Genomic DNA, 16,453 nt, shown 5'->3' with positions numbered 1-16,453 from the left:
AATGTAAGCCAATAACCGGTAAACTAACTGGGCAATAGTCCTTTTCTAGCGTTCTAATTTTGTTTTAACCCTTTTTATTTCCATTCGATGCTAACCCTGCCATCCGTTGTTTCCATACGTTTGCTTTAAAACTTAATCCAAACTCCTAAGACGTAAGGTCACGGCATTTTTGTGGGCGTCCAAGCCCTCTGCCGCAGCCATGTGTTCCACGGCGGTACCTAAATTGCGAATTCCCTGTGCCGATATTTTCTGAAAGGTCATGCTCTTCATAAAACTATCCAAATTTACACCACTATACTGTTTGGCAAAGCCATTGGTGGGTAAGGTATGGTTGGTGCCCGATGCATAATCCCCGGCACTTTCCGGGGTATAGTTCCCGATAAAGACAGAACCTGCGTTGATGGTGTTCTTGAGGTAATAGTCCTCGTTTTCCACGCAAACAATGTAATGTTCAGGTCCGTAGGCATTAATCAATTCCAATGCCGTGCTATCATCATCTACAAAAATGATTTTGCTATGATTCATTGCTTTTTGGGCAATGTCCCTGCGCGGCAAATCCTGAATTTGAATTTGAAGCTCCCGTTCCACTTTTGAAAGTAACCCTTTTGAGGTAGAAACCAAGATGACCTGACTATCTGCACCATGCTCTGCCTGACTCAACAGGTCCGAGGCCACAAATGCAGGATTGGCCGTATCATCCGCAACCACGAGCAGTTCGCTTGGACCTGCGGGCATATCTATGGCCACCCCCAGCTTGGTGGCATACTGCTTGGCAACCGTCACATACTGATTACCAGGGCCAAATAACTTATAAGTCTTTGGAATGGTTTGCGTACCAAAGGTCATTGCCGCTATCGCTTGGATACCCCCTACTTTAAATATCTTGGTAACACCACATAATTGTGCGGTGTATAGAATAGCTGGATGTAACTTTCCTTCTTTATTGGGCGGGCTGCACAATACAATCTCTTCACAACCTGCAATTTGTGCGGGAACGGCAAGCATCAAAATAGTTGAGAACAATGGGGCCGTACCACCGGGAATGTACAAACCCACTTTTTGGATGGGCCTTTTCTCCTGCCAACAAGATACACCGGGCATAGTCTCTACTGAAACTGGACCTGTTCTTTGGGCTTTATGGAATTTTTCAATATTGGCCTTGGCAAGCGTAATGGCAGTTTTTAGTTCCTTATCCAACAAAGCCGTAGCTGCCTCTATTTCCTGTTTGCTTACAGCAGCACCATCCAAGATAACCCCATCGAATTCTTTAGTGTAGCGTTGGACGGCAATGTCACCTTCCGCCTTAACGGCAGTAAACACCTTTGCTACAATAGGTTCTATGGCGTCAAAAGTTTGTGTGGGCCTGGACAATATGCTGGCCCATTGGTCTCTATTGGGATTAATAAATGTTTTCATTGCCTAGTTCTTATTTTTAAAAAGAATTGAGTCCGCTGATTTTATGATCCGATTATATGCTTTTAGAGAAAGACGTTTTAACCCTATAAGACCATTTTTTCTATTGGACAAACTAAGATTCCCTCCGCTCCGGAGGCTTTTAATTCATCTATGACCTCCCAAAACTTGTCTTTATGAATTACCGTATGGACAGAACTCCAACCTTCCTCCGCTAAAGGCAAAACCGTAGGGCTGCGCATACCGGGCAAAAGTTTAAGAATGGCCTCCAACTTTGCATTGGGCGCATTCAACAACACATATTTGGATTCTCTTGCTCGCAATACGGATTGCAACCTAAACTGGAGTTTTTTTAGCAAGCCCGAGCGAATGTCATTGATTTTTGGTGAAACTGCCAGTACGGCCTCACTTTTTAACATCACCTCTACCTCCTTTAAGCCGTTTTTAAACAAAGTACTTCCGCTGGAAACAATATCACAAATACCGTCCGCCAGCCCAATATTAGGGGCTATCTCCACAGACCCATTAATGATATGCAAATCCGCAGAAACCCCATGTTTATCCAAATACTGCTTTACGGTATTGGGATAAGAGGTGGCAATACGTTTACCATGAAAATCCTGAACCGATGTATAGGTCACCGATTTTGGAACCGCAAGGGAAACCTTGCATTTAGAAAAGCCAAGTTTCTCCGCAATGGAAATCCCCTCGCCTTTTTCAATCAACACGTTCTCCCCTATAATGGCGATGTCTACTACCCCATCCCGCAAATATTGGGGAATATCCCCGTTTCTTAAATAAAAGACCTCCATAGGGAAGTTTCTGGCCGTTGCCTTTAATTGGTCTTTCCCATTATCAATGGAAATTCCTGCTTCTTTAAGGATTTTCAAAGAATCTTCATTGAGCCGACCGCTTTTTTGAATTGCAATTCTGATGTTCATACGTTACTCTTCCTAAAACAATAATTTCGCTTTTACCCTATTCCTCTAAGTGCCTTCACAAAAGTGAAAACAAAAAACCCGTCTGATTACTCAAACGGGTCTAATAGTATTTTGAATCACACAAAATATCCTTACCTCGCCTGAGCGCAGTAATGAATATGATGATGTGACGTTCTGTTTTTCATTATGGCGTAAAATTAAAATTTAATTTTTACACAAAAAAGCATTTACTAGTTATTTCCTAGGATTAATGGCAGGCCATCACCTCCAGAGCCTACGACCACCACTTTGGAGTTGGGTGATTTGGAAAGCTCCAAGGTAGCATCAATTCCTTTATCCTTAAGGATTTTATCCGTAAGGGAAGCACTCAAAATACGGTTGGCATCTGCCTTACCCTGTGCTTCAATCCTCACCTTTTCCGCTTCCTTTTCAGCGGTAACAAGCCTAAATTCATATTCCAAGGATTCCTGTTCCTGCTTTAATTTACGCTCAATGGCATCTTTTATGGTTGGGGGCAAGGTAACGTCCCGCACCAAAAACTCATTCAGCTGAATATATTCATCATCCACGATGCGTTTGGTCTCCTCAAAGATTTCGGCCTGGATGGCATCCCTCTTACTGGAATAAAGTTGCTCCGGGGTATAACGGCCAACAACGGACCTTGCCGCAGACCTAATGGTGGGCAACAACACCCGTTGTACGTAATCTTCCCCTTTTTCTTGGTGCAACTTGCCAAGCTCAGCGTACTTGGGTTGAAACCAAGCGGAGCCATCCAATTTAATATCCAATCCATTACTGGAAAGAACATTCATTTTTTCAAATACCTCTTGTTGGCGTACTTCGTAAACATATACTTTGTTCCATGGCGCCACAATATGGAAACCTTCCCCTAAAGGCGGTTCATCCGTAACCACACCACCACCAAAAGTTTTATAAAGCACTCCGGCTTCACCAGATCCAATGGTGATGGCCGATTTTGAAATCAAAATAATAGCTAAAATCGCAATGAAGACCACGGGTAAGGCAATCTTTGGTAATCTATCCATAATTTAAATATTTATAATAATCCGTTATATTTTAATACAAACCATTCCACCGCTAAGGTAATGACCAAGAACAATAAAAGCCACCTAAAATCTATTAAAGATACCTTAATTTTAGTGGTTTTTTGAATAGGTACGTACTTAGAATCGGTTGACAATAAATTAGTTAGCTCAGACACACCATCTTTGTACACCAAAGTACCTCCTGTTGATTCCGCCAATTGTAGGAGTTTTTCATCATTTGCGGAGGTGAACTGCTCTTCCAACGCAAAATCCAAAACTTTAAAACTCCCCTTTTTTGAATAATTGGTATTTTCTACCGTCACGATAAAGGAATAATTACCAGCGGGTAGGTCAGCTATATCCGCGGTATAATTGGTACCGGTCAAAAGCATGGGGAAACTGCGTATGGTAGCCGTTTTTTCATCTGTTATGGAAATCATTACACTTGCATCCGAAACAAAACGATAACTTTTATCAAAAAAAGCGGCCGATATGACCGGGGTCACCTCTGGCCCATACAAACGCTCATAACGCACATTTAGACGTTCTTTTCTTTGGTTATCCGTAAGATAGAGCATCAATTGGTCCACAAAATTATCAAAACTCTCAAAACTCCCAGTATTCCTGTAGGTCTGTACCCTCCATTTCCAAACGTTCTCGCCAAGGAGGTAGGCTTTTTTAGCACCGTCTTCCTTGATAAAGAACAAGGGGGATTCCAAGGTGGTTCCCTTAATGTTTTGGTAGGCCAAAATATCGGGTTTCCCTTCTACGGACAACTCTCCCAAAACCGAGTTTAAGGGTGGGAAACCTTCCATAGAAAACGCTGAAATATCAAAAGATGAAAAACCGTTGTTCTTAACAGGAAGAATTTCCTCATATTGATTAAAGGGGGTTTTGGAAACCCCAGGGGCTATCTGGCTTAAAAAACGCCAATCTGTTTGTGTACCCGTAACAATAAGGCAGCCGGCACCACTTTTTTTGATATGGTCAAAAACAGATTTAAAAGCGTTTGTTGGTTGATAGAGGATAAATACATCGGTTTCTTCCATCTGGCTATCCGCCATGCCGGATTTGTAAACCGTTACCTTACGCTGTTCATTGGCTTCTATGGATTTTATAAATAATCCTAAATCTGGATGTTTGATATCGGAAACAAGACTAACCTTGGTCTTCTCATCTATTACCTCTATTGCAGCCACACGTGTATTGTTCGCCGTATTTTTTTCCTGCGTTAAAGTAGCTATACTTATCTGCAAGTTTTTGACCCCCACCCGCGAAGCCGCTATAAGGGTATTAATGGTTTTGGTATTGTCCTGGGCCGAAAAGTTAAGGGATTCCTTATATACTATGGTATTGTCCAGACGAATGGTGAATTCTTTTTGGACCCGTTCCTCCCCAGAATAGACCACCGTAGCCTCTACCGGAAATTTATTTTTAAGGAAGGCATAGGTATTTACATTGACGTTGGTTATGGAAAGATCATCTACCTTGGTGGTATCACCAATTACCACGGGATAAATGGTAATATTGGGTCTAAAATTTAAAAAAGAATAATCTGCGCCAAGGGTTTGGTTACCATCGGTCAAAAGGACGATGGCTTCATTGCCCGTGCCTCCGGTATCTTGGATGGTCTTTAGGGCCTTACTAATATCGGACACTTGGGCATCAAAGGACAAACTATCTGGTGCACCCAACTTGTCACCAAAAACAAAGGAATTGAGCTGAAAGCGTTCCTGCAAATCAGCGTCTTGGGTAAGGCTTTCAAAAACTTGTGCTAAGCTGTTCTGCCCCTCCAAATAGGCTATGGACTCGGTATTATCCGCAAGAACGGTTAACATGGGTTTTTCTATGGAAAACTCATTTTTTTCCAGTTGCGGATTGATGAGCAATAAAAGTAAACCCAGCACACTAAAAAAACGAAGCCCGGCCAGTAACCGGGCCAATTTTTTGGGTATGGCTTTTTTTGAATATTGAAACCAAGCAATTCCAAAAGCCAACAAAACGGCTAAAACGACAAAAAACATGGAGCTTGCTTGCATTAAAATTGGTTAGTTTTAGGTGAGCATTCCACCGTCTACGTTCAAAACTTGTCCTGTAACGTAAGCGGAAAGATCAGACGCAAAGAACAAACAAGCGTTGGCCACGTCTTCTGGCGAACCCCCGCGTTTTAGTGGAATACCTTCCCTCCAACCCTGTACGGTCTTCTCATCCAATTTGTCGGTCATTTCCGTTTCTATAAAACCTGGGGCTATGGCATTGCATCGGATGTTACGCGAGCCCAGTTCAAGGGCCACTGATTTTGTAAAACCAATCATTCCTGCCTTGGAAGCCGCATAGTTGGTCTGTCCCGCATTACCTTTTACCCCTACCACACTGCTCATGTTGATAATGGAGCCTTTGCGTTGTTTTAAAAAGGTACGTTGCACAGCCTTGGTCATGTTAAATACGGATTTCAGGTTTATTTCTATCACCGTGTCAAAATCGTCCTCAGCCATGCGCATCAAAAGGTTATCCTTGGTAATACCGGCATTGTTGATCAACACATCAATTCCCCCAAAATCATTTAGCACCTCTTGTACCAGCTGTTCCGCAGCTTCAAAACTTGCGGCGTTGCTTTTATATGCCTTGGCTTTTACCCCTTCTTTAGCTAGTTCCTTTTCAAGGGCCAATGCAGGGGCTTCGCTGGAACTGTAGGTAAAGGCGACGTTGGCACCGTTGGAGGCAAAGACCTTGGCAATGCCCATGCCTATGCCCCTACTGGCACCGGTGATGATTACGTTTTTGTCTTGTAATAGTTTCATAGGTTGTATATTAATTCGTCTTTTGTTTTAATCCTTGATGGGCAATGGCTTTTCATAGTTAAAGAGATAATCTACATCCAGCTCTTGTACTTTACCCAAAGCCGTTAAAGTTTGCACATCAACATCATTTTTGTTAGCGATGACCATGACGTCATAACTACCATCTTTTATACTTTCCCTAAAAAATTGCGAAAGGTCCTCAAAGGTCATTTCCTTAATGGCGTTATAAATATCCTCGCTGTTGTTTTGTTCTATCCCTTGTTTTTGTAACGACTCATACTGCCAAAAGATATCGGTCTTGGTCGTACGTTTGGCAGCCATTTGTTTTAACATGGATTCCTTGGCAGCCTTAAAATTATCTGTGGCCTCTGGCATATTTCGCATCAGCTCCATCATGGAAGAAACCGCCTGTTCCAATTTATTGGCCTGTGTTCCAATGTAGGCATAGGTGTAATTTGGGTCTCCTGCCACCCTTGCACTGCTGTGTTGGGCAAATGCGGAATAGGCCAAAGACTTGGATTCCCTAAGCTCTTGAAATACAATAGAAGATAGCCCACTGCCAAAATATACATTAAAAAGTCTGGCAGCCGCTTCCTTTTTGGGGTCAAAGGTTGGACCCTTCGCCAAAAAGAGCAGTTCTGCCTGTACCATATCATAATCCACAAAAAACACATTATCGCCAGTTTCTCGATAGTCAAATTCCCGTTTCTCTGGATATGGCATAAAATCCCCCGTGTTGTGGTGATTGGCCAACGCATCCTGTGCCTCTGCCAAATCCTTGCCATAATACAGGAACCTGTGCCTGTATTTCTTAATCATTTTTATCTTCTCTACCAATTCTGATGGGTTCATGGCTTTTAATTCCGCTATGGTATAAATATCACGTAGTCTTGAAGCTTCCCCATAAACACCGTAATTGAAGAGCCCATTCCATAGAATCTGGTCCTTGTTCGCTTTAATATCCTCTCGCTCTTTTGCAATCGACAGCACCAATTTATCATAAGTGGCTTGGTCCGCCACAGCATTATCCAAAAGATTTTCTAACAACTGAAGACCTTTGTCCAAATTTTCCCTAAGGCCACGGAGATAAATTACCGTTTGGTCCCTACGAGGGTTTACACCATAATCCACACCAAGCTTGTAAAACTCCTTGCTCACCTCTTCCGGTGAAAGGGAATCCGTACCCAAATAAGAAAGGTAATTCATGGCCAATCCAAGCTTTTTGTCATGGTCCGTTCCCATATCAAAAATAATATTCAGCTCCATTAGGTCGTTGACCTTATTTTGGATGTAGGCCATTTCTAGACCTGAACCAACGGATGAAGTGACAATAGCCTCCTGAAAATCTATAAAACTTGGTTGGAGTTCCGGCATCTCCATTGCTTCAAACTCGGCTACAAAAGCGGATTTTTTATCCCTGTTCAGCTCAATTGGGGTGATTCCTGGGTTTTCTACCTTGACCAAATCTTTCACTTCCCCTTGTCGCTTATACACCACAGCGTAATTGTCCGCATAAAAAGAATTGGCAAAATCCACCAATTCTTGTTTGGATATTTTTTTCATCGCCTCAAATAGGCCTACTCTATCTTTCCAATCTTGAAAATGGACAAAGGCATTTACATAATCATAAGCCACGTTGGAGGCCTCCTCATAGCTTTGCATTTGGCTTAATTTAAGGTCATTGATGACCGCCTCTAACAACCAATCTTCAAAATTTCCTTTTTTAACCTCCTCTATCTGTCCAAGAATCAAATCCCTCACCTCTTCCAAAGACTGTCCAGATTTTGGATTTCCATAGAACATATGCATTCCATAATCATTTAGGAATTGGGTATAGGAACCTGCTTGCTGTACTTTTTGTTTTTTATTGAGATTAAGATCAATAAGGCCCGCGGCAGAATTGTTCAAAATCATATCAATGAGCTTTATCTTTATCTCATCCTCGGAACCTATTCCTTTTGACCGGAAGGCAAGATTCAAACTCTCATTTTCAGGACCAAATACCTCACGTTCCACAATCTCGGCAATAGGTTGTTCCGTTGGCCGTATTGGATGGTTTACCTCTTTATGTTCAAAATTCCCAAAGGCATTGTTCACCTTTTTAATGGTTTCTTCAAAATCCAGATCTCCCACAAGGATTACGGCCATATTATTGGGCACGTAATAGGTGTTAAAATAATCATGGATAGCAACCATGGACGGATTTTTTAAATGTTCCGACGTTCCAATGGTAGTTTGCTGGCCGTAAGGATGTGTAGGGAACAATGCATCGTTCATGGCATAATTGGCCCTTCTAAAATCGCTGTCCTGACCCCTATTGAATTCTTCATATACCGCCTCTAGTTCCGTATGAAAAATACGAAGTACCAATTTGCTAAAGCGCTCACTTTCCACATGAAGCCACTTGTCCAAGGCATTGCTTGGAATTTTGTTAACGTAAACGGTTTCCTCATGCCAAGTCCAAGCATTGGTACCCTCTGCACCCAAGGAACTCACCATTTTATCATATTCGTTGGCAATGGAAATGGTAGAGGCCTCTAAAGAAACTTTGTCAATTTGCTTGTACAATTCAAGCTTTTTGTCCGTGTCCGTGGTAGCCTTGTGCAGTTCATACAAATGGGAAATACTATCCAACAACACCTTCTCCGCCTCCCAATCCTGTGTGCCTATTTTGTCCGTGCCCTTAAACACCATATGCTCCAGATAATGGGCTAGACCGGTATTGTCCTTTGGATCGTACACAGAACCGGCACGCACGGGGATAAATGTCTGGATTTTTGGTTCCGACCTGTTTTGGCTTAGATACACCTTTAACCCATTGTCCAAGGTATACAAACGTAGACCTGTTGGGTCATTGGATACCGTTTCATAGCTAAAGCCGTTTGCATCCGTATGGGAAGTGGCTTCAAATGAAGCCTCTGATGGTTGTTTTTTGCAACTTAAGGCGATAAGCATCAAAATACAAAACAAAGAAAGAGTTGGTTTCATATAGGTTTATGGATGAATTAATATTAGCTACGATAACAAAAAACCATTAACTGAAATACAATTAATGGTTTGTTCTTTGAAAGTATGGATTAGTGCGTCACCTACCAATTAACTTACCACTTCTTTAACTTTTAATCCAATTTCAGCAGGAGAATCCACTACATGGATGCCACATTCCCGCATGATTCGCTTTTTAGCTTGGGCGGTATCGTCACTTCCACCTACAATGGCACCTGCATGTCCCATAGTCCTTCCTGCAGGAGCGGTTTCACCCGCAATAAAACCAACAACGGGTTTTTTGCTTCCGCTCTCTTGATACCATTTGGCCGCATCGGCCTCTAGTTGACCACCAATTTCGCCGATCATCACCACACATTCCGTTTCTGGATCATTGATTAAAAGCTCAACAGCCTCCTTGGTCGTGGTGCCAATAATGGGATCACCGCCAATACCAATGGCCGTAGTAATGCCCAAACCTTGACGCACCACTTGGTCTGCGGCCTCATAGGTAAGGGTCCCAGACTTGGATACAATTCCTACGCTTCCCTTTTCAAAAACAAAACCAGGCATAATGCCCACTTTAGCTTCACCAGGTGTAATCACCCCCGGACAATTAGGCCCTACAAGGGTACAGTCCATGTTTTTAATGTAGTTGTTGGCCTTAACCATATCTGCGACGGGAATACCCTCCGTGATGGTAATAATCACTTTGATTCCGGCATTGGCTGCCTCCATAATGGCATCAGCGGCAAACGCTGGGGGCACAAAAATGATGGTAGTATCCGCATTTACCTTTTCCACGGCCTCCGCAACGGTATTGAATACTGGTTTGCCCAAATGTTCCTGCCCGCCTTTTCCTGGGGTTACACCACCCACGATATTAGTTCCATAGGCTATCATTTGTTCCGCATGAAAGGTGCCCTCGCTTCCTGTAAAACCTTGTACAATAATATTGGAATCCTTATTTACTAAAACGCTCATAATTATTATTTGTTAACTCGTTGATCGAGATTTAATTTCTTTTATTTCGGATGCTTTGCAGAGACAAATTGGATGACATCCATCCCTGCTTTCCAAAGCGCCATTACCGAAGGCAAAAATAGCGGTTGAAACTCAACTAGAAAAAGAATCTCAGCTATTTCCCTTCATTTTCTTAATCAAACCGGGCAACATTTTTAAAGTGGCCAGCTCCTTTAATTTTTCGCGTGATTCCCGAGCCGGACTGCCAAAATAAGTTTTACCGCCTTCCAATGGTCCAGCAACGCCAGATTGGGCCAAAATTACGGCCTTCTTACCAATGGTGATACCACTGGTTACGCCCACCTGCCCCCAAATCGTAACCTCATCTTCCACTACCACACAGCCCGCGATGCCCACATGTGAGGCGAGCAAGCATTTTTTTCCCAAAACGGTATCGTGCCCAATCTGGATTTGATTGTCCAGCTTAGAACCTTCCCCAATGGTGGTATCGCCGGACACACCACGATCAATGGTACAACCTGCGCCAATATCCACACCATCCTCAATGACCACGCGTCCGCCGGAAACCAATTTATCAAAACCAGCATCCCGTTTTTTATAGTAAAAGGCATCGGCACCTATAACGGTACCTGCGTGTATGGTGACCCCATCACCTATACTACAACCATCGTAAATACTGACGTTGGAATGGATAAGACAATTTTTTCCAATATGGACATGGTTGCCAATAAAACAGTTGGGCTGTATTACGGTGCCCTCACCAATATGGGCGGTATCGGATATGGCAGCACTGGATGCCATAAAGGGTTTAAAATGATTGGTAAGTTGGTTGAAATCCCTAAAGGGGTCGTCCGAAATCAATAAAGCCTTACCCTTGGGGCAGTTCACTTCTTTATTGATGAGTATTACGGTGGCCTTGGATTCCAAGGCTTTGGTGTAATATTTGGGATGGTCTACAAAAACAATGTCTCCCTCCGTGACCACATGAATCTCATTCATCCCAAGCACGGGAAAATCCGAATCACCAATGAACTTTGCATCAATGATGCCAGCAATGGTTTCTAAAGTATGGGGATTGGGGAATTTCATGGATTCCCTATTCTTTTACGCGCTCTAAGTAAGCTCCTTTCTCGGTATCTATTTTAATCTTATCCCCTTCATTGATAAACAAGGGAACGTTGATTCTTGCCCCTGTTTCCACGGTGGCCGGTTTGGTGGCATTGGTGGCCGTATTCCCTTTGACGCCTGGTTCTGAATGGGTGACCTCTAAGATGACACTGGCAGGCATCTCAACGGAAAGCGGCATGCTGTCTTCTGTGTTAAAGAGTATTTTTACCACTTCACCCTCTTTTAACAAGTCTGGTGCATCCAAGGTTTCCTTTTGCAAGGTGATTTGGTTGTAATCGTCCGTATTCATAAAGTGGAAACTATCCCCCTCTGGATATAGGTACTGATAGGAACGGGTCTCCACCCGTACGTCCTCTATTTTATGTCCCGCTGAGAAGGTGTTGTCAATCACCTTTCCCGTAGTGACACTTTTTAACTTGGTTCTCACAAAAGCAGGGCCTTTCCCGGGTTTCACATGGAGAAACTCAATGATTTTATAAATATCGTTGTTGTACTTGATGCACAATCCTTTTCTAATATCTGATGTACTTGCCATAATTAATTTGAGCTAAAATATCCTTTCATGATTCCCCTTTGGGAATCCCTTATAAACTGTAAAATTTCATCACGTTCCGGGGTGGCCTCCATTTCTGCCTCGATAATGGATGCCGCTTGGGAATTGTTATAGTTTTTTTGATATAAAATCCGATAGATATTCTGGATTTCACGAATTTTATCGGACTCAAAACCCCTTCTTCGCAGCCCTATGGAATTGATGCCCACGTAGGACAGTGGCTCCCTAGCAGCTTTGACAAAAGGCGGTACATCCTTACGCACCAAGGAACCCCCGGTCACAAAAGCGTGCTTTCCAATGGATACAAACTGGTGCACGGCCACCATTCCGGCCAATACCACGTTTTCACCAATGGTGACATGGCCCGCTAAGGTGGAATCATTGCTAAAAATGCAGCCGTCCCCCACAAAACAGTCGTGGGCAACGTGGCAGTAGGCCATAATAAGGCAATTATTGCCAATGACGGTTTTCATCCTATCCGCAGTACCCTTGTTTATGGTGGCACACTCCCGTATGGTGGTATTATTTCCTATGTGGACGGTAGTCTCCTCCCCCTGATATTTTAAATCCTGAGGTGGGGCCGAAATCACCGCTCCTGGAAAAATATTACAGTTTTTTCCAATTCTGGCACCTTCCATTATAGTGACGTTAGAACCTATCCAAGTACCCTCGCCAATGGTGACATTGTTATGGATGGTGGTAAAGGGCTCAATTACCACATTTTTGGCAATTTTAGCGCCTGGGTGCACATAGGCCAAGGGCTGATTCATACTACGCTTCTTTTGTTTTTACAATCTGCGCCATCAATTCCGCCTCGGAAACCAACTTGCCATTGGCATAGGCATAGGCCTGCATATGGCAAATACCCCTTCTGATGGGTGAAATTAAATCACATTTAAAAATTAAAGTATCTCCTGGAACAACCTGTTTTTTAAATTTCACCTTGTCTATCTTCATAAAAAAGGTGAGGTAGTTTTCCGGATCCGGAACCGTACTCAACACTAAGATACCGCCGGTTTGTGCCATGGCCTCTACCTGAAGTACGCCCGGCATTACGGGTGCCCCAGGAAAATGCCCTACAAAAAACGGTTCGTTCATGGTAACGTTTTTAACCCCTACTACGTGCGTATCGGACAATTCCAGTATTTTATCCACCAATAAAAAAGGTGGTCTATGCGGCAGCATTTCCATAATCTGGGTCACATCCATGAGTGGGGTTTGGTGCAGATCATAGGACGGTACTTTGTTCCTCCGCTCAATTTTGATAATTTTCTGCAACTTTTTGGCAAACTGGGTATTGATGTAATGCCCAGGTTTATTGGCAATTACTTTTCCTTGGATACGGGTGCCCGTTAAGGCCAAATCCCCAATGACATCCAGCAGTTTATGTCTAGCAGCCTCGTTGGGCTGGTGTAGGGTCAAGTTATCCAGGATTCCATTGGGTTTAACGGAAAGTTTTTTCTTATTAAAGGCCTTTTCCAATTTTTTCATGGTGGCGTCGGAAATCTCCTTGTCCACATAGACGATGGCATTGTTTAAGTCCCCCCCCTTGATCAGGCCATGCTCCAGTAGCATTTCCAGTTCATGCAAAAAACTGAACGTCCTTGCGTTCGCAATCTCCGCCTTAAAATCTTTGAGCTGTTCCAAAGTAGCGTTTTGGGTGCCCAATACCTTGGTGCCAAAATCTACCATAGTGGTGACTTGGTAACCCTCCGAAGGTATCACGGTAATTTCGCTGCCTGTGGCATCATCCTTTAAGGAAATCACATCTTTTACCACGTATACTTCACGCTCCTCTTCCTGTTCCACAATGCCCGCCTTTTCCAAAGCCTCTACAAAGTATTTGGAAGATCCATCCATAATCGGTGGTTCCGGGGCGTCCAGTTCAATAAGCACGTTGTCTATATCCATACCAACTAGGGCCGCAAGCACATGTTCGGAAGTCTGAATTTTCACCCCATTTTTTTCTAAATTGGTTCCCCGTTGGGTATTGACCACATAATTGGCATCTGCCTCAATGATGGGCTCTCCCTCCAAATCTACCCGTTTAAAAGCAAAACCGTGATTGGCCTTGGCAGGGACAAAGGTCATTTTTACATTTTCGCCCGTATGCAACCCTACCCCTGTTAAGGTCACCGCTTTGGCAATGGTTTTTTGTTTATTAGCTGTTTTCATTGTCAATGTTCTTTTCTAGCTCAGAAATTCGGTTAACAATTTTTGGTAAATTTTTAAAGTGCACATAAGATTTGTTGTAATCACCATAGTTTAATGCTGGCGAACCTTGTAGCACCTCATCATCCTTAACATTTCTTCCTATCCCTGATTGGGCTTGTATCTTTACCCGGTCACCTATGGTAATATGGCCTACAATGCCCACTTGGCCCCCAATAAGGCAGTTTTTGCCAATTTTAGTTGAACCGGCTATACCTGTTTGGGCCGCGATGGCGGTATGTTCGCCAATCTCTACATTATGGGCAATCTGGATTTGATTGTCCAGCTTTACCCCTTTTCTTAAAATGGTGGCGCCCAAGGTAGCCCGGTCTATGGTGGTGCCTGCCCCTATGTCCACATGATCTTCTAAAATAACGTTTCCCGTTTGGGGCACTTTACTGTATTCCCCTTTTTCATTGGGGGTAAATCCAAAACCGTCCGCCCCAATGATAGCCCCACTGTGCACTACACAATGGTTGCCAATGATACTTTCTGAATAAATCTTGGCCCCTGCAAATACAGATACATTGTTGCCAATCTTCACATTGTCCCCTATATAGACATTGGGATAAATCTTTACGTTATCGCCAATCTCCACGTTTTCCCCTAAATAAGAAAAGGCGCCCAGGTAAAAACCCTCGCCGTAGCGCGCCGTGGAAGACATAAAATGGGGCTGCTCAATACCCACCTTATTGTTTTTTACCTCATTGTAGTATTCCAATAACTTGGAGAAGGATTTATAGGCATCATCCACCTTAATCAAAGTGGTGCTAACAGCGTTTTCTGGGACAAAATCCTTATTGACTATGGTAATGCTGGCCTTGGTGGTATAGATAAATGACGTATACTTTGGGTTGGCCAAAAAGGTAAGGGAACCGGCTTCCCCCTCTTCAATTTTTGATAGTTTATGGACGGCCGCTTCTGGGTTACCCTCCACCTGTCCTTCTAAAATTCCTGCAATTTGGGTGGCTGTAAATTTCAAGCGGTATTCATTTTAAGTTTAAATGGCGAATTCGTTGCGCATCGCCTGTCAAATCCAAACTACGGTATCTTCCTCATGGCAGACGAACGCAAAAGTAAGAAAATTTGTCAAACGCTTTCCTTAGGATAGCACAAGTAATACTTGGTTACTTTTTTGGAGAGGGCTTTTAAATTTAAATGGTCCGATGCATTGGCAACGTCAATCACTTTTCCGTTCTTTTTATAGATGTTGATATTTTGCTGTCCGTTGTCATAGGCCCGGTTGGAGACCTCCCCGCTAAAAACAAAATAATGTAGGTCTTCACGGTCCAAACCATAGTTTTTGTGTACCCAATCCTCTTTTTGGCGCAACTTTTCCACATCTATTGGTTTATTTTTTAGTTTGATGTGCAACAGGTTTCTGTTAAGCAGCATCGCACTTAGCCTGGCCAGAATTCCATCTTCATGATGTTGCCATATTTTTAAGGCCGATAGCATATCAACATCGTCCAAGGCGGTAAAAAATTCCAGTTCCTCCGCGTTTAGGACCACAGGCGCTTGTTTTTTTAAAAAGTACGCCAAGGGTGCGGAGCACGGTACCTGCTTCCCTTTACGCTGTAAATATTTGGCCCTTTGGATGATCTTGACCAGTAATTTTTCTGCCACCAAGCTTGTTTTATGCAGGTACACCTGCCAATACATAAACCTTCTGGCCATTAAAAACTTCTCTACAGAATAAATTCCCTTCTCCTCCACCACTAAATTTCCGTTGGAGATGTGGAGCATACTGATCATCCGTTCAGAGCTAATGTTCCCCTCGGTTACCCCGGTGTAGAAACTATCCCGCTTTAGATAATCTAGTCGGTCCATATCCAACTGGCTAGATACCAATTGATTAAGAAATTTTTTGGGATGTTCCCCTTTAAAAATGGTGATGGCCTCCGCCAACTCACCATGGAATTGTGCATTAAGGTCTTCCATGATTCCCAAGGATACCGTCTCATGGCTTATTGCCGGGAGCAAGGTATATTCCAAGGCATGGGAAAAAGGCCCATGACCAATATCATGTAAGAGAATAGCCGCCAACAGTCCTTTTTCCTCCCTATCCGTAATTTGTACCCCTTTGAGCTTGAGCACCCGTATGGCTTGGACCATGAGGTGCATGCTGCCCAAAGCGTGGTGAAAACGGGTGTGGTGCGCCCCTGGGTATACCAAAAAAGAAAGGCCCATCTGGGACACACGGCGCAACCGCTGAAAATATTTGTGGGCGATAAGGTTAAATATCAACTCATTTGGAGTGCCAATAAAACCATAAATAGGGTCATTAAAAATCTTGAGCTTGTTACCTTCGGACAATGGAACTTGTTTTTTTGCTCCGCAAATGTATACATTCGTACTTAATTGCTTCCGCTAACTAACCTTGAAACTGAT

The 16,453-nt window shown here is 43.2% G+C and carries 13 protein-coding genes; all 13 read right to left on the bottom strand.

The features are described from left to right. Positions 1-132: 132 nt before the first annotated feature. The 13 genes from hisD to I595_RS01090 all read right to left on the bottom strand — a co-directional run bounded on the left by hisD (position 133) and on the right by I595_RS01090 (position 16,378). Complete coding sequence (gene hisD / locus I595_RS01150) at positions 133-1,416, bottom strand: histidinol dehydrogenase (RefSeq protein ID WP_054557554.1); 1,284 nt, start codon at positions 1,414-1,416, stop codon at positions 133-135. 83 nt (positions 1,417-1,499) lie between these two features. Next, positions 1,500-2,354, bottom strand: coding sequence for an ATP phosphoribosyltransferase (hisG, locus tag I595_RS01145; RefSeq protein ID WP_054557553.1), 855 nt, complete (start codon positions 2,352-2,354; stop codon positions 1,500-1,502). 230 nt (positions 2,355-2,584) lie between these two features. Beyond that, on the bottom strand, positions 2,585-3,400 hold the full coding sequence (locus I595_RS01140; protein WP_054557552.1) for a prohibitin family protein: 816 nt from the start codon (positions 3,398-3,400) through the stop codon (positions 2,585-2,587). A gap of 11 nt (positions 3,401-3,411) precedes the next feature. After that, positions 3,412-5,439, bottom strand: coding sequence for a hypothetical protein (locus tag I595_RS01135; RefSeq protein ID WP_054557551.1), 2,028 nt, complete (start codon positions 5,437-5,439; stop codon positions 3,412-3,414). 15 nt (positions 5,440-5,454) lie between these two features. Continuing rightward, positions 5,455-6,201: a 3-oxoacyl-[acyl-carrier-protein] reductase gene (gene fabG, locus I595_RS01130; RefSeq protein ID WP_054557550.1), complete on the bottom strand. Its 747-nt coding sequence runs from the start codon at positions 6,199-6,201 to the stop codon at positions 5,455-5,457. Between the two features lie 27 nt (positions 6,202-6,228). Beyond that, on the bottom strand, positions 6,229-9,189 hold the full coding sequence (locus I595_RS01125) for a M16 family metallopeptidase (RefSeq protein WP_054557549.1): 2,961 nt from the start codon (positions 9,187-9,189) through the stop codon (positions 6,229-6,231). A 108-nt stretch (positions 9,190-9,297) separates the two neighbouring features. Beyond that, positions 9,298-10,170, bottom strand: coding sequence for a succinate--CoA ligase subunit alpha (sucD, locus tag I595_RS01120; RefSeq protein WP_054557548.1), 873 nt, complete (start codon positions 10,168-10,170; stop codon positions 9,298-9,300). A 150-nt stretch (positions 10,171-10,320) separates the two neighbouring features. Further along, complete coding sequence (locus I595_RS01115) at positions 10,321-11,259, bottom strand: UDP-3-O-(3-hydroxymyristoyl)glucosamine N-acyltransferase (protein WP_054557547.1); 939 nt, start codon at positions 11,257-11,259, stop codon at positions 10,321-10,323. Between the two features lie 7 nt (positions 11,260-11,266). Further along, complete coding sequence (gene efp, locus I595_RS01110; RefSeq protein ID WP_054557546.1) at positions 11,267-11,833, bottom strand: elongation factor P; 567 nt, start codon at positions 11,831-11,833, stop codon at positions 11,267-11,269. A 2-nt stretch (positions 11,834-11,835) separates the two neighbouring features. Then, positions 11,836-12,621 (bottom strand): acyl-ACP--UDP-N-acetylglucosamine O-acyltransferase, encoded by a 786-nt coding sequence (gene lpxA / locus I595_RS01105; protein WP_054557545.1) that lies wholly within the window; start codon positions 12,619-12,621, stop codon positions 11,836-11,838. Between the two features lies 1 nt (position 12,622). Further along, positions 12,623-14,026, bottom strand: coding sequence for a bifunctional UDP-3-O-[3-hydroxymyristoyl] N-acetylglucosamine deacetylase/3-hydroxyacyl-ACP dehydratase (locus tag I595_RS01100; protein ID WP_054557544.1), 1,404 nt, complete (start codon positions 14,024-14,026; stop codon positions 12,623-12,625). Next, complete coding sequence (gene lpxD, locus I595_RS01095) at positions 14,013-15,044, bottom strand: UDP-3-O-(3-hydroxymyristoyl)glucosamine N-acyltransferase (RefSeq protein ID WP_054557543.1); 1,032 nt, start codon at positions 15,042-15,044, stop codon at positions 14,013-14,015. Before lpxD ends, I595_RS01100 begins: the two co-directional genes overlap by 14 nt. Before the next feature lie 107 nt (positions 15,045-15,151). Continuing rightward, positions 15,152-16,378, bottom strand: a complete 1,227-nt coding sequence (locus tag I595_RS01090) for an HD domain-containing protein (RefSeq protein WP_054557542.1) — start codon at positions 16,376-16,378, stop codon at positions 15,152-15,154. Positions 16,379-16,453: the final 75 nt, after the last annotated feature.

The sequence above is a fragment of the Croceitalea dokdonensis DOKDO 023 genome (assembly GCF_001306415.1).
Taxonomy (GTDB): Bacteria; Bacteroidota; Bacteroidia; order Flavobacteriales; family Flavobacteriaceae; genus Croceitalea; species Croceitalea dokdonensis.
This window is presented reverse-complemented; position numbering and strand designations above follow the sequence as displayed.

Bases quoted from the DNA above. Each gene is read 5' to 3' on its own strand.
- hisD (WP_054557554.1), bottom strand. From the start codon at position 1,416: ATGAAAACATTTATTAATCCCAATAGAGACCAATGGGCCAGCATATTG.
- hisG (WP_054557553.1), bottom strand. From the start codon at position 2,354: ATGAACATCAGAATTGCAATTCAAAAAAGCGGTCGGCTCAATGAAGAT.
- I595_RS01140 (WP_054557552.1), bottom strand. From the start codon at position 3,400: ATGGATAGATTACCAAAGATTGCCTTACCCGTGGTCTTCATTGCGATT.
- I595_RS01135 (WP_054557551.1), bottom strand. From the start codon at position 5,439: ATGCAAGCAAGCTCCATGTTTTTTGTCGTTTTAGCCGTTTTGTTGGCT.
- fabG (WP_054557550.1), bottom strand. From the start codon at position 6,201: ATGAAACTATTACAAGACAAAAACGTAATCATCACCGGTGCCAGTAGG.
- I595_RS01125 (WP_054557549.1), bottom strand. From the start codon at position 9,189: ATGAAACCAACTCTTTCTTTGTTTTGTATTTTGATGCTTATCGCCTTA.
- sucD (WP_054557548.1), bottom strand. From the start codon at position 10,170: ATGAGCGTTTTAGTAAATAAGGATTCCAATATTATTGTACAAGGTTTT.
- I595_RS01115 (WP_054557547.1), bottom strand. From the start codon at position 11,259: ATGAAATTCCCCAATCCCCATACTTTAGAAACCATTGCTGGCATCATT.
- efp (WP_054557546.1), bottom strand. From the start codon at position 11,833: ATGGCAAGTACATCAGATATTAGAAAAGGATTGTGCATCAAGTACAAC.
- lpxA (WP_054557545.1), bottom strand. From the start codon at position 12,621: ATGAATCAGCCCTTGGCCTATGTGCACCCAGGCGCTAAAATTGCCAAA.
- I595_RS01100 (WP_054557544.1), bottom strand. From the start codon at position 14,026: ATGAAAACAGCTAATAAACAAAAAACCATTGCCAAAGCGGTGACCTTA.